At 34.9% G+C, this 14,048-nt stretch carries 9 protein-coding genes; 6 read left to right on the plus strand and 3 right to left on the minus strand.

Translation table 11 applies throughout. From position 1 onward, the window contains the following. The first annotated feature begins 31 nt into the window (after positions 1-31). Both IRZ80_RS06650 and IRZ80_RS06655 read left to right on the plus strand, forming a co-directional pair. Positions 32-343, plus strand: coding sequence for a DUF3467 domain-containing protein (locus tag IRZ80_RS06650; RefSeq protein ID WP_194640770.1), 312 nt, complete (start codon positions 32-34; stop codon positions 341-343). Between the two features lie 203 nt (positions 344-546). Further along, entirely contained in the window at positions 547-921 is a 375-nt protein-coding gene (locus tag IRZ80_RS06655; protein WP_194640771.1) for a hypothetical protein, read from the plus strand. 84 nt (positions 922-1,005) lie between these two features. Here IRZ80_RS06655 and IRZ80_RS06660 read toward each other — a convergent pair whose 3' ends face one another. Then, a complete protein-coding gene (locus IRZ80_RS06660) occupies positions 1,006-2,595 on the minus strand; it encodes a peptide chain release factor 3 (RefSeq protein ID WP_194640772.1) in 1,590 nt (529 codons plus the stop codon). 625 nt (positions 2,596-3,220) lie between these two features. On the opposite strand from IRZ80_RS06660, the gene IRZ80_RS06665 reads away from it, so the two are divergent. From IRZ80_RS06665 to IRZ80_RS06680, 4 genes are all read left to right on the plus strand, one after another. After that, the gene (locus tag IRZ80_RS06665; protein ID WP_194640773.1) at positions 3,221-4,654 is read left to right on the plus strand and encodes a peptidylprolyl isomerase; all 1,434 of its coding nucleotides are present in this window, start codon (positions 3,221-3,223) and stop codon (positions 4,652-4,654) included. A 79-nt stretch (positions 4,655-4,733) separates the two neighbouring features. After that, a complete protein-coding gene (locus tag IRZ80_RS06670; RefSeq protein ID WP_194640774.1) occupies positions 4,734-5,687 on the plus strand; it encodes an AAA family ATPase in 954 nt (317 codons plus the stop codon). A 330-nt stretch (positions 5,688-6,017) separates the two neighbouring features. Further along, positions 6,018-8,792, plus strand: a complete 2,775-nt coding sequence (locus IRZ80_RS06675) for a bifunctional aconitate hydratase 2/2-methylisocitrate dehydratase (RefSeq protein WP_194640775.1) — start codon at positions 6,018-6,020, stop codon at positions 8,790-8,792. A gap of 126 nt (positions 8,793-8,918) precedes the next feature. Then, entirely contained in the window at positions 8,919-11,186 is a 2,268-nt protein-coding gene (locus IRZ80_RS06680) for an aconitate hydratase (RefSeq protein ID WP_194640776.1), read from the plus strand. A gap of 529 nt (positions 11,187-11,715) precedes the next feature. Here the strand turns inward: IRZ80_RS06680 and IRZ80_RS06685 are convergent. Both IRZ80_RS06685 and IRZ80_RS06690 read right to left on the minus strand, forming a co-directional pair. Further along, positions 11,716-13,254, minus strand: coding sequence for a serine/threonine-protein kinase (locus IRZ80_RS06685; protein ID WP_194640777.1), 1,539 nt, complete (start codon positions 13,252-13,254; stop codon positions 11,716-11,718). 152 nt (positions 13,255-13,406) lie between these two features. Beyond that, positions 13,407-13,769: a transcriptional regulator gene (locus tag IRZ80_RS06690; protein ID WP_194640778.1), complete on the minus strand. Its 363-nt coding sequence runs from the start codon at positions 13,767-13,769 to the stop codon at positions 13,407-13,409. Between the last annotated feature and the right edge of the window lie 279 nt (positions 13,770-14,048).

Here is a 14,048-nt window from a genome sequence, read left to right on the forward strand (position 1 = left end):
CAGGGAGAGAGTGTTGAAAAATTTAAATTTTATGAGCAATCCTAACCAACAGCAAGAACAGATTAATATTGAATTGGATGAAAAAATAGCTGAAGGAATTTATTCAAATTTGGCAATAATTAACCATTCTTCATCGGAATTTGTATTAGATTTTGTTTGTATAATGCCAGGAGTTCCTAAAGCTAAAGTTAAATCAAGAATTGTTTTAACACCACAGCATGCTAAAAGACTGCTTAAGGCAATTGGTGAAAATGTTCATCGTTTTGAATTAGCTCATGGTGAAATAAAAGAAGGCGAGCAGGCTCCAATTCCATTAAATTTTGGTCCGGCAGGACAAGCCTAATTATATAAAAATGAAGACTTCAGAAATGGAGTCTTTTTTTTTGTGTTTTACATAAATGTTATGTTCTTATTAAGTTTTCCGATGTTTTATGTTATTAAACGACTATTTGAGTACTTGAACGACTATTTTTTTTTGTAGATGACTATTTATTTAGTTTTGCACCCTGAATATGTATAACAAATCATATTAGGAAGGTATTTGAGATGGGTAAAATTTTTAATGTTTTTCAAAATAACAAAAATAGTAGTTCTTTATTTATTATTGTTTTGATATCTTTTCTTTCTACAGGTTCTGTTTTTGGGCAGAAAGAAAGTTTAGAAATTCCTATTGTGGAAGTGCTGAATATTCATAATGATATTGTGATTGAAGACCCTGTGAAAGTGTCGTCTAATTCTCTCATGATGAACTCAAATGTAAATTTCATTTTGTGGTTCATGGGAACTAAGGAAGATGTGAGTAAACCTTTTTCGGATGATGGTATGTACTCTAAGAAAAGTTTTTTGACTTCGGGAAGACAGCCAAATCATTTATTGGTAAAAACGCTTTTGAAAAAAGCACTAAATATTAAATCTTGCTAGCGAGTATTTAAGGTTGAATTTAATTTGTATATATAAAAAACGCCAATTAAAAATTGGCGTTTTTTTTGTCTATTTTTTTATGATTTAATCAAATTCTGAAGTGAAAAATAGTTTTACACTTGGGTATTTGCTTTGTGTCATCTGAATGGTAAAATCAGAATCGGCAAGGAAAACCAATTGATTGTATTTGTCTTTTGCTAAAAATTTCTGTTTGATACGTTTGAATTCTTTAAATTCTTCGTTTTTAGCATCGTCTGGTTTTACCCAGCAGGCCTTGTGAACAGGAAAGTTTTCATAAGTACATTTTGCACCATATTCATGTTCTAGACGGTATTGAATAACTTCATATTGTAATGCACCAACTGTACCAATTACTTTTCGGTTATTCATTTCTAAAGTAAATAACTGGGCAACTCCTTCGTCCATTAATTGGTCAACTCCTTTATCCAGCTGTTTGGCTTTCATCGGGTCAGCATTGTTTATGTATCTAAAGTGTTCAGGAGAGAAACTTGGAATTCCTTTGAAACTCATTACTTCACCCTCGGTTAAAGTATCACCAATTTTGAAATTTCCGGTATCATGCAACCCGACAATATCACCTGGATAGGAGATATCTACGATTTCCTTTTTTTCAGCAAAAAAAGCATTTGGACTTGAGAATTTTAAATTCTTTTTTTGACGTACGTGATAATAAGGTTTGTTTCTTTCAAAAGTTCCAGAAACGATTTTTATAAAAGCTAATCGGTCTCTGTGTTTAGGATCCATATTCGCGTGGATTTTAAAAACAAATCCAGACATTTTTTCTTCTTTTGGATCTACCAATCTAGTTTCCGAATCTTTTGGTCTTGGCGATGGTGCAATGTTTACAAAGCAATCTAATAATTCTCTAACCCCAAAATTGTTTAAAGCAGATCCGAAAAAAACTGGCTGTAATTTTCCATCCAAATAATCCTGACGATCAAATTTTGGATATACTTCGTCAATTAATTCTAGTTCTTCACGCAAACGATCTGCAGGTTTAGGCCCGATTATTTTCTCTAATTCAGGACTTTGTACATCAGAGAACGCAATTGTTTCTTCAATATTTTTACGGCTGTCACCGCTAAATAAGTTAATATTCTGTTCCCAAAGATTGTAAATTCCTTGAAAGTCATATCCCATTCCGATAGGGAAGCTTAGGGGAGTAACTGTTAGTCCAAGTTTTTGTTCCACCTCGTCCATTAAGTCAAAAGCGTCTTTTCCCTCACGGTCTAATTTATTAATGAAAACAATAATTGGAATTTTTCGCATTCTGCAGACAGCAACCAGTTTTTCGGTCTGCTCTTCAACCCCTTTTGCGACGTCAATAACAACAATTACACTGTCAACTGCTGTTAAGGTTCTAAAAGTATCTTCGGCAAAATCCTTGTGGCCGGGAGTATCGAGAATGTTTATTTTTTTCTCTTTATAGTTGAAGGCTAATACGGACGTAGATACAGAAATTCCTCTCTGACGCTCAATTTCCATGAAGTCACTCGTAGCTCCTTTTTTTATTTTATTGTTTTTTACTGCACCAGCTTCTTGAATTGCTCCTCCAAAAAGCAGCAATTTTTCTGTCAGTGTGGTTTTTCCGGCATCGGGATGTGAGATAATCCCAAATGTGCGTCTTCTTTCTATTTCTTTTAAAAAACTCATATTTATATATCAATTGTCTGCAAAAGTACTATTTATATATGCTATTTAAAAAAAATATATAGTTATATGAAATGGATTAAATTTCTGGATATAATATAGATCTGAATTCGATTGTAATTGTAAATGATGGTAAGAAAGAATTATGTTTCTCTTTAATCCTGATTGAAACAATATCCTTTTTTTTAAACAAAGTTAAAGTTTAGAGTAAGAACTATTTTTTTTTTGAAATGCCAGTTGCTGATGCTTCTAAAAAATAGTAATTTGGATTAAAGTCTGCCATTGCTGTCAAATCTTTAGTTATGCTGTAGTAAGTTGTGCGTAGGTATTGGTTTGGGGAATTAAATTAGGGCTATAATTTTTTTGATTTTGCATAAATAATATAAGCAGGCTGTGGAACTTAATAATTTTTTGTTAATAGTACCGAGGAAACTTGTTTAATGCATTCGAATTGTTATTTTTGTTCGTTATATGTTGAGATAATTGTAAGTTTTTTGCCGAATTATTACGTTTTGATTTTTCGGACTTTAAAGTGAACAATTTCTTGTTTTTTAAAAGATTGTATTTAAGAGGAATGCATTTTTTTAAATAGATTTTTTTGAGATAATAATAATATAAAAAATAAAAAATGCCTTTAAAAATTGTACAAATGAAATCCATAACGACTAAAGTTATGCTGTCTTTTTTTCTTTTGTTTTTTTCTTTAACTTTTGTAAATGCTCAGGAGATTATAAAAGATACTGTTGTTCCTAAGACAGCAAAAGCACCTGTGGTTTCAACAAAAAAACTTAAAGTAGACGGAGTAGTTGCAACCGTTGGAGATTATATTATATTAGATTCTGATATTGACAAAGGGTTTTTGGAAATTAAAAGTCAAGGAGGATCTATCTCGGATGTAACAAGATGTCAGGTTTTGGGGACGTTATTGGAACAGAAATTGTATGCTCATCAAGCAGTTCAGGACAGTATTATAGTAAGTGATGCCGAAGTAAAAGGTATGATGGATGAAAGATTATCTTATATGCTTCAGCAGGTGGGGACAATGGATAAGCTGGTTCAGTATTATCAAAAGGATTCGGAAGAAGAATTTAGAACATATTTCTTTGATGTACTAAAAGAGCAGAAGCTTACTGGTGAAATGACGAAAAAGATAATCGATAAGGTTGAAATAACGCCTGAAGAAGTTCGTGAATTTTTTAAAAAAATACCTGTTGCTGATTTGCCGGTTTTTGGTGCGGAGTTAGAAGTAGCTCAAATTGTTGTAAAACCAAAGGTTACTGAAGAAGACAAGAAAAGAGTTATTGATAAACTGAATGGCTTTAGGAAAGAGTGTATGGAGGGAGCAAGTTTTGCTACCAAAGCTGTGCTGTATTCGGAAGACCCTGGTTCCAGTAAAAACGGAGGTTATTATAAAATGAACAGAAAAACTGCTTTTGTCAAGGAGTTTAAAGATGTTGCATTTAGTCTTGCTGAAGGTGAGATTTCAGAGCCTTTTGAGACTCAATACGGTTTCCATATTATTTATGTTGAAAAAATAAAGGGGCAGGAAATTGAATTGAGGCATATATTAATAGCTCCAACAGTTTCTCAGGAGTCTTTGAAAGAAGCTAAAGAGAAAATCACTTTAATTAGAAAGAAGATATTAGATAAGGAAATTCCTTTTGCGGAAGCAGCAAGAACGATGTCTGATGAAAAGGAAACAAGAGCGAATGGAGGAGCACTGGTAAATCCTAAGACTCAGGATACACATTTTGAGCTGACTAATATGGATCCTTCTATTTATAATCAGGTTTCCAATTTGAAGGATAATGAGATTTCTATGCCGTTCCTTGAAGATAAAGAAGGGAAAAAATATTATAAAATCATGATAGTGACCAATAGAATTGATTCGCACACTGCGGATTATGCTAAAGATTATATCAAAATTAAGGATTTGGCTTTGAAAGAAAAACAAATTAAAGCTATTGCAAAATGGTTTGATAACAAAATTAAGGATACTTATATAAAGATTGTGGATGAATATAAAGATTGTCCATTTACTAATAACTGGGTAAAAAAATAATTTTCATTAAATAAATAAAAAGAGTTAGTTTTATGTTTTCATAGTACTAACTCTTTTTTAATTAAAAAAAAATATAAAAATGTCGGATGTAACAGCGATACAAAATTTAGTTCAGAAGCGTAATGAATTAAAAAAAGAAATATCTAAAATTATTGTAGGCCAAGAAGCTGTTGTTGATCAGATTTTGCTATGTATTTTTTCAGGAGGACATGCCTTGTTAGTTGGAGTCCCTGGGCTTGCTAAGACTTTGCTGGTGAATACTTTGGCGCAGGCTTTAGGTCTGGATTTTAAAAGAATTCAATTTACTCCTGATTTAATGCCTTCAGATATATTAGGGAGTGAAATATTGGATGAAAACAGGCAGTTTAAATTTATTAAAGGGCCTATATTTTCAAATATTATTTTGGCTGATGAAATCAATAGAACGCCTCCAAAGACGCAGGCGGCTTTATTAGAAGCAATGCAGGAACGTTCGGTTACTATTGCTGGCGCAAACCATAAACTGAGTCTGCCTTATTTTGTTTTGGCTACACAAAACCCAATAGAACAGGAGGGAACTTATCCATTGCCTGAAGCACAGTTAGACCGATTTATGTTTGCGATAAAACTTGAGTATCCATCTTTTGAAGAAGAAGTGCAAGTTGTGAAAAGAACTACTGCAGATGTTGATACAAAGGTGAATGCATTATTTACTGCTCAGGAAATTATTGATTTTCAGCATTTGATCCGCCGTATTCCAGTTGCAGATAATGTAGTGGAATATGCAGTTGGGTTAGTAAGTAAAACACGTCCTGATAATAAACTGTCTAATGAATTTGTGAAAAATTATCTGGATTGGGGTGCGGGTCCAAGAGCTTCGCAGAATTTGATTTTGGCAGCCAAAGCAAATGCGGCTTTTCATGGTAAATTTTCTCCGGATATAGAAGATGTAAAAGCTGTTGCAGTTGGTATCCTGCGACATAGAATTATTAAAAACTATAAAGCAGATGCAGAAGGAATTTCTGAGGAAATGATAATTGGAAAGCTTGTTTAAAAGTAAAAAATAATAGATTATTGAAAAGTGCTGCATTCTAATGGGAATGTGGTACTTTTTGTTTAACAATAGTTTTTCTTTTTGTTAAAATCCATTTCTGAATTATTGAATTTGTAAAATTGACAGACTAAACATGTTTATTTCTTATTTTAACGCAGTGAAATCATTTATTTTGCAATAATTTTTTTTGAAAAATGGACATCTATTAAATTTCTTTAAATTATCATCTTTAATTATTAAATTTGCAGGACAAAAAAATAAAAAACACTTAATTATTATGGCTTTAATATTGAAATACTCAATAAAAGAGCCATTAACCTGACTTTAATTATGAATATTTATAGCGACTACATCAAGGAGATCGAAGAACGTAAAGTTCAGGGACTCCACCCAAAGCCAATTGACGATGCTGCATTGGTAAGTGAAATCATTGCACAAATCAAAGATTTAGATAATGCTAATCGAGAAGACTCTCTTAAATTTTTTATTTATAACACTTTGCCTGGAACTACTAGCGCAGCTGGTGAGAAAGCTAAGTTTTTAAAAGAAATTATTCTTGGTGAATCTGTAGTAGCGGAAATCACACCTGCTTTTGCATTTGAATTGTTGTCACATATGAAAGGCGGACCTTCAATTGAAGTACTGCTTGATTTGGCTTTAGGAAATGATGCTGCTATTGCAAAACAAGCTGCGGAAGTTCTTAAAACGCAGGTTTTCCTTTATGATGCAGATACAGATCGTTTAAAAGAGGCATTCAAAAACGGTAATACTATCGCTAAAGAAATTATAGAAAGTTACGCAAAAGCGGAATTCTTTACTAAACTTCCAGAAGTTGCTGAAGAAATTAAGGTGGTAACTTTTATCGCTGGTGAAGGTGATATTTCTACAGATTTACTTTCTCCAGGAAATCAGGCACACTCACGTTCAGATCGTGAATTACATGGTAAATGTATGATTACTCCTCAAGCACAGGAGGAAATTAAAGCACTTCAGGCACAGCACCCTGATAAATCGGTGATGCTGATTGCTGAAAAAGGTACAATGGGAGTTGGTTCTTCTCGTATGTCAGGAGTAAACAACGTGGCACTTTGGACAGGTAAACAAGCAAGCCCATACGTTCCATTTGTTAATTTTGCTCCGATTGTTGGAGGTACAAACGGTATTTCTCCAATTTTCTTAACAACAGTTGATGTTACCGGAGGTATCGGTCTTGATCTTAAAAACTGGGTTAAAAAAACAGATGCATCAGGGAATGTTGTTCGTAACGAAAGCGGAGAGCCGGTTTTAGAGCAGGCATATTCTGTAGCTACAGGAACTGTTTTAACAATCAATACAAAAACTAAAAAATTATACAATGGCGATAAAGAATTAATTGATATCGCTAAAGCTTTCACTCCTCAAAAAATGGAATTCATTAAAGCGGGCGGGTCTTATGCTATTGTATTTGGTAAAAAATTGCAAACATTCGCAGCGAAAGTTTTAGGTATTGATATTCCATTAGTATTTGCTCCATCAAAAGAGATTTCTCACGAAGGACAAGGTCTTACTGCGGTTGAAAAAATCTTTAACAGAAATGCGGTTGGAACAACTCCAGGTAAAATATTGCACGCAGGTTCTGATGTTCGTGTAGAAGTAAACATCGTAGGTTCTCAGGATACTACAGGTCTTATGACTTCTCAGGAATTAGAAGCTATGGCCGCTACAGTAATTTCGCCAATCGTTGATGGTGCTTACCAGTCAGGCTGTCACACTGCTTCAGTTTGGGATAAAAAAGCGCAGGCAAATATTCCTAAATTGATGAAATTCATGAACAACTTCGGTTTAATTACTGCACGTGATCCTAAAGGTGTTTATCACTCAATGACGGACGTAATCCATAAAGTTCTTAATGATATTACAATTGATGACTGGGCTATCATTATTGGTGGTGACTCTCATACGAGAATGTCAAAAGGTGTTGCTTTTGGTGCTGACTCAGGAACTGTTGCTCTTGCACTTGCTACTGGTGAAGCTTCTATGCCAATTCCGGATTCTGTAAAGGTGACTTTCAAGGGAGAAATGAAAGAATACATGGATTTCCGTGATGTGGTTCATGCTACTCAGGCTCAGATGCTGAAACAATTTGGTGGTGAGAACGTTTTCCAAGGAAGAATTATCGAGGTTCACATTGGAACTCTTACTGCTGATCAGGCATTTACATTTACTGACTGGTCTGCGGAAATGAAAGCAAAAGCATCTATCTGTATTTCTGAAGATGATACTTTGATTGAATCATTGGAAATTGCGAAAAGCAGAATTCAAATTATGATCGACAAAGGAATGGATAATCACAATCAAGTTCTTCAGGGATTGATTAATAAAGCAGATAAGAGAATTGCTGAGATTAAATCTGGTGAAAAACCAGCTTTAACTCCAGATGCAAATGCTAAATATTATGCTGAAGTTGTTGTTGATCTTGATGTGATTGCAGAGCCAATGATTGCTGATCCAGATGTAAATAATGCTGATGTTTCTAAAAGATATACTCACGATACAATCAGGCCTCTTTCTTTTTATGGAGGAGATAAAAAAGTAGATCTTGGATTTATTGGTTCTTGTATGGTTCACAAAGGTGATATGAAAATCCTTGCTCAGATGCTTAAAAATATTGAAGCTCAAAACGGTAAAGTAGAATTTAAAGCACCTCTTGTAGTAGCGCCTCCTACTTATAACATCGTTGATGAATTGAAAGCTGAAGGTGACTGGGAAGTTTTACAGAAATATTCAGGTTTCGAATTTGACGATAATGCACCGAAAGCTGCAGCACGTACTGAATACGAAAAAATGTTGTATTTAGAGCGTCCAGGCTGTAATCTTTGTATGGGTAACCAGGAAAAAGCAGCTAAAGGAGATACTGTAATGGCAACATCTACTCGTCTTTTCCAAGGAAGAGTTGTGGAAGATACTGATGCTAAAAAAGGAGAGTCTTTATTATCATCTACTCCAGTTGTAGTACTGTCAACAGTACTTGGAAGAACTCCAACAATTGAAGAATATATTGCTGCAGTTGACGGTATCAACTTGACTAAGTTTGCGCCTTCTCACAAGCAGTTAGTGAATAGTTAATATAATTTTTCTATCATAATTTAGAAGCCCGAGTCATAAACTCGGGCTTTTTGTTTAATAACTGCTCTATTTTTTGTAAATTGTAGGGTTTAAAATAAATTAATAATTAACAATACTGTAAATCTTATGGCTTTTGATATTGAAATGATTAAAAAAGTGTACGCAGATATGCCTTTACGTGTAGATGCGGCACGTGAGATAGTTGGCCGTCCGCTTACTTTAACGGAGAAAATTTTATACAGTCACCTTTGGGACGAAACTGCTAAACAGGCATACGGAAGAGGTATTGATTATGTTGATTTTGCTCCGGACAGAGTTGCCTGCCAAGATGCAACTGCTCAGATGGCATTACTTCAGTTTATGCATGCCGGTAAATCTAAAGCGGCAGTTCCTACAACGGTCCATTGTGACCACCTGATTCAGGCCAAAGTCGGTGCTTCTGCAGATTTAGCTGTGGCGAATACACAGTCGAAAGAAGTTTTTGATTTTCTGTCATCTGTTTCAAATAAATATGGAATCGGATTCTGGAAACCAGGGTCAGGAATTATTCATCAGATTGTTTTGGAAAATTATGCTTTTCCAGGAGGAATGATGATTGGTACGGATTCGCATACGGTAAATGCCGGCGGATTAGGGATGCTGGCTATTGGAGTGGGAGGTGCTGATGCTGTAGATGTAATGTCCGGAATGTCTTGGGAACTGAAATTTCCTAAATTAATTGGTGTAAAATTAACTGGAAAACTATCTGGCTGGACTGCTCCGAAAGATGTTATTCTTAAAGTAGCCGATATTCTAACTGTAAAAGGAGGTACAGGAGCTATTGTTGAATATTTTGGTGAAGGAGCTACAAATATGTCCTGTACAGGAAAAGGAACTATCTGTAATATGGGAGCCGAAATTGGTGCTACAACTTCTACATTTGGCTATGACGATTCCATGCGCAGGTATTTAGCAGCTACAAGCCGACAGGATGTTGTTGATGCTGCAGATAAAGTTGCTTCTTATTTGACCGCAGATCCAGAAGTATATGCTAATCCGTCACAGTATTTTGATCAGCTTATTGAAATTAATTTATCCGAATTGGAACCGCATATCAACGGGCCTTTCACACCAGACCGCGGAACACCAGTTTCTAAAATGAAAGCAGAAGCTGCTGCAAACGGCTGGCCAATAAAAGTAGAATGGGGATTAATTGGCTCCTGTACAAACTCCTCGTATGAAGATATGGCACGTGCAGCTTCAATTGTAAACCAAGCTGTTGAGCACGGAATCACTCCAAAAGCAGAGTTTGGTATCAATCCAGGGTCGGAACAGATTCGTTATACTATCGAAAGAGACGGTATCATCGCCACTTTCGAAAAATTGGGAACTAAAGTATTTACAAACGCCTGCGGACCTTGTATCGGGCAATGGGACAGAGCTGGCGCTGACAAAGGAGAGAAAAATACAATCGTACATTCATTCAACCGTAATTTCTCCAAAAGAGCTGACGGTAATCCAAATACACACGCTTTTGTAACATCGCCGGAAATGGTTGCTGCGTTGGCAATTTCAGGAAGATTGGATTTCAATCCGCTGACTGATACATTGATTAATGATAACGGTGATGAAGTGAAATTAATCGCTCCTTATGGTGACGAATTACCGAAAAGAGGTTTTGATGTTGAGGATGCAGGTTTTCAAGCCCCGGCCGAAGACGGATCGAATGTTCAGGTAAATGTAAGTCCGACTTCAGACCGTCTGCAGTTATTGGTTCCATTCGAAGCCTGGGATGGTAAAAATATTGCTGGAGCAAAATTATTGATTAAAGCTTTTGGAAAATGTACTACCGACCACATTTCTATGGCAGGACCATGGCTGCGTTTCCGCGGGCATTTGGATAATATTTCAAATAATATGCTGATTGGTGCGATCAATGCATTCAATCAGACTGCAAATTCAGTTAAAAACCAATTGACAGGTACTTATGAAGCTGTTCCTGCTGTGGCGCGTGCTTACAAAGCTGCCGGAATTCCTTCCGTTGTTGTGGGGGATCATAATTATGGAGAAGGTTCTTCTCGTGAACATGCTGCAATGGAGCCTCGTTTCTTGGGTATAAAAGCTGTTCTTGTTAAATCATTTGCCCGTATCCACGAAACAAACCTTAAAAAACAGGGATTGTTGGGATTGACATTTGCCAACGAAACTGATTATGACAAAATTCAGGAAGATGACACGATCAACTTCGTTGATTTGGTTGACTTTGCTCCTGGGAAACCATTGAGTTTGGAATTGGTTCACGCTGATGGAAGCAAAGAGGTAATCTTGGCAAACCATACTTATAATGCGAGTCAAATTGGTTGGTTCAAAGCTGGTTCAGCCTTAAACTTAATCGCTGCTGAGGCTAATGCGTAAGCGTTTAAAATCTTTATAGTAGAAACTCTCAAGGAAACTTGGGAGTTTTTTTATGAGAGGGTTTGAAAAATTTTGGTACGATTGCTCGGTTATATAAAAAACTGTTGTGTACGATAGCGGATTTACGATCATAAGTGTTCGGAAGATCGTAAACATATGATTTTATTCGTCCAAACATCCTCAAACTTGTCATTCCGACGTAGGAGGACACAAGCGATAGCGAACTGGCGAAGCAATCTTCGCAAGTAATTCCGCAATCAAAATCCCCAATCTTTGTCGAGCTTCTAACGGAGATTCCTCGTTCCTCGGAATGACAATATTACGTAAAACTGGACGTTTCTTGCCATTTTCAACTCTTTAGAAGACTTGCGATTTGCAACTGTACCCTCAAAGATTGATGTTTTTTGTCGTTTATGTTAATTTTATGGCTTATGATCGTGGGCACGGATTGTAAATCCAATCAATCGGGTGTGAGAGGCGCACTCCGTTCCTTAAGGGGCGGAGCCGTCTACTCGATTGGGCGATGTTTTTATTCTAATATTTTTTCAAGCATTTTGTCAACTCCTTCGGTTTCTAAAGTGGCCATATGCATATTTCTTATGTGCATCGCTCTTATACGACCAAATTCATATTCTTCATAAAATTCTGGAATTGAAATTGCATAATGAAGATTTAATGGACGATTGCGGGATAATCCAGAATCTTCAAACCAAACAACCCACCATTCACCGTATAAATCTTCTTGGTTTGCTTTTCTTAATAGTAAATTGTAACCCATATTTTTCATAGGAGAAAAACTTTGAGAAAGTACCATTTGACCTATCAAAACCACATTGTCTCTTTCAAGGTAAGTTGCTTGAGGAGCTTGCATTATAAAGCCATATTGTTTTTTTTGGTAATTTAAAGATGCCTCCTTATGATTTTTTATAGTCTGTTGAATATTTGAACTAGGGTAAAAGGAAATAGTAAAACTTTTCCCCATAAAGCTAATGGTCATTTGACTTGAATTTCTACTAACCTGTATCTTGGTTCTTTCTAAACTTTCATTAAGCTCATTGACTCTTGTGCTGAACTTATCAAATAGAGAATTAGTAGAATATTCTAAAAATTTAAGTTCAGAATCAATTTTTTCTTTTTCTTTTTGTCTTTCTAATTCTTTTATTTGAGTAGCAGAAATTTTTTGGTTCGCCTTATGTAACAAAGAATCAATTTTACTTTCACTTTTTTCTTCAGCTTTATCTACTAAATTTTCTAAAATATTAACAATATCTGACATTGACGAATATCTGTCACTAGGCCTTTTATTTGTCATTTTTGAAATCATTTCTATTAATCTAACAGGTAAATCAACTCTGAAATTTGAAATATTTGGCAAAGACTCGTATAAATGTTTATCTCTAAATTCTTGTTCAGTTTTTCCTATATACGGTTGTTTTAAGGTCAGAATTTCATAAAATATAATTCCAAGTGAGTAAATGTCCATTGCTGTTGTATTTGAATCAAACATCCAACATTCAGGAGCCATATATGGTAAAGTGCCATAACCTTTAAAACTTTTAGTTCTTGTCTTTGCATCAATAAGTTTTGCAAGACCAAAGTCACAAATTTGTAAATTTCCATCTTGGTCTAATAAAATATTCTCAGGTTTTAAATCCCTGTGAACAACCTTTAGATGAGCATTTTTTAAACCATTTGCTAGGTCAATCATTAAATGGATTGAATCTTTTAAACCAACTAATTCACTTCTTGACTTTAAAAAATCCCTTAAGCTACCATTAGTATTAAATGGCATTACGCAATAAATATATTTTACATTTTTACTGTCAAACTCACTGTAATATTCTGTCGAAATTATATTTTTATGATTAAGTGAAGTAGCAACTTCAAATTCAGAAACTAACAATTTATATTCTTCATCATTTTCTATTGGTACAATTTTAATTGCTTTTTTTGAATTATTTATCGAATCGCTTGCAGTATATATTTCTCCCATACCACCTTTTCGAAAAAAGTCAATTTCTATATATTGATTGTCTCCTTTTGGTCCTTTTAATGATTTAATATTCATTGTTTGTAGTTTTAAAATATTGCCCAACTTGTTTATATACTCATTTTTTTACTCATTTGTTGAGTTTAGCTATCTTTATTTGGCTAGCTTTGTGCAACAGTTGTCAGTTTTATGTTCCCAAATATAGTTGATTTAACTCAATTTAACTTAGGTTATTTTTTAATCAATTCCCTCAGGGTCTCCATCTGGATTTCCATTTTTTGGAGGAGCGCCTCTTTCTGGGCAAGTTCTTCTTTTAGGGCTTTTTCGCGAGTGGTTTCAAAACGATAGGGGAGGTATTCGCCCAAGTGTGCAATAAAATTGTAGTTCATAGCCATACTGAGTTTCCATATAATGGCAAACTGCAAGGACTCTTTCTTGAAATATTCGTTCAATCCCGTAGGGAGTATGCCTAGTGTTCTGGCAACATCGGCTTTCTTGATTTTATTCTCGATAATGTGATAATGGATAAAATTGCCAATCGCTGGGTAATGTTCCCCTTTTCCATTCTGGTATTTGTTGCTGGTCGATATCATCTTTTGTGTGTTTAAGGTTAGGAATACCTACTGTTTTTCTAATAAAGTAGTGCTAAACACTAATAGTGTTGGTTGGAACTACATGGTTTATTGGTTCAAACTACATATTCTATTGGTTCGAACTACATATACTATAGGTTTAAACTATATGCTTTATTGGTTCTAATACCATATAGTATAGGTGCAAACTAGCTGTTCTATTGGTTCGTCGAACCAATAAAGCAGGTTTGAACTACCTATATTGTTGGTTCGAACTACATACAATTGCTTTTGGATAAC

It is taken from the genome of Flavobacterium sp. HJJ (assembly GCF_015351475.1).
In the GTDB taxonomy this organism is placed as follows: Bacteria; Bacteroidota; Bacteroidia; order Flavobacteriales; family Flavobacteriaceae; genus Flavobacterium; species Flavobacterium marginilacus.

Bases quoted from the DNA above. Each gene is read 5' to 3' on its own strand.
- IRZ80_RS06665 (WP_194640773.1), top strand. From the start codon at position 3,221: ATGCCTTTAAAAATTGTACAAATGAAATCCATAACGACTAAAGTTATG.
- IRZ80_RS06660 (WP_194640772.1), bottom strand. From the start codon at position 2,595: ATGAGTTTTTTAAAAGAAATAGAAAGAAGACGCACATTTGGGATTATC.
- IRZ80_RS06650 (WP_194640770.1), top strand. From the start codon at position 32: ATGAGCAATCCTAACCAACAGCAAGAACAGATTAATATTGAATTGGAT.
- IRZ80_RS06675 (WP_194640775.1), top strand. From the start codon at position 6,018: ATGAATATTTATAGCGACTACATCAAGGAGATCGAAGAACGTAAAGTT.
- IRZ80_RS06690 (WP_194640778.1), bottom strand. From the start codon at position 13,769: ATGATATCGACCAGCAACAAATACCAGAATGGAAAAGGGGAACATTAC.
- IRZ80_RS06685 (WP_194640777.1), bottom strand. From the start codon at position 13,254: ATGAATATTAAATCATTAAAAGGACCAAAAGGAGACAATCAATATATA.
- IRZ80_RS06655 (WP_194640771.1), top strand. From the start codon at position 547: ATGGGTAAAATTTTTAATGTTTTTCAAAATAACAAAAATAGTAGTTCT.
- IRZ80_RS06680 (WP_194640776.1), top strand. From the start codon at position 8,919: ATGGCTTTTGATATTGAAATGATTAAAAAAGTGTACGCAGATATGCCT.
- IRZ80_RS06670 (WP_194640774.1), top strand. From the start codon at position 4,734: ATGTCGGATGTAACAGCGATACAAAATTTAGTTCAGAAGCGTAATGAA.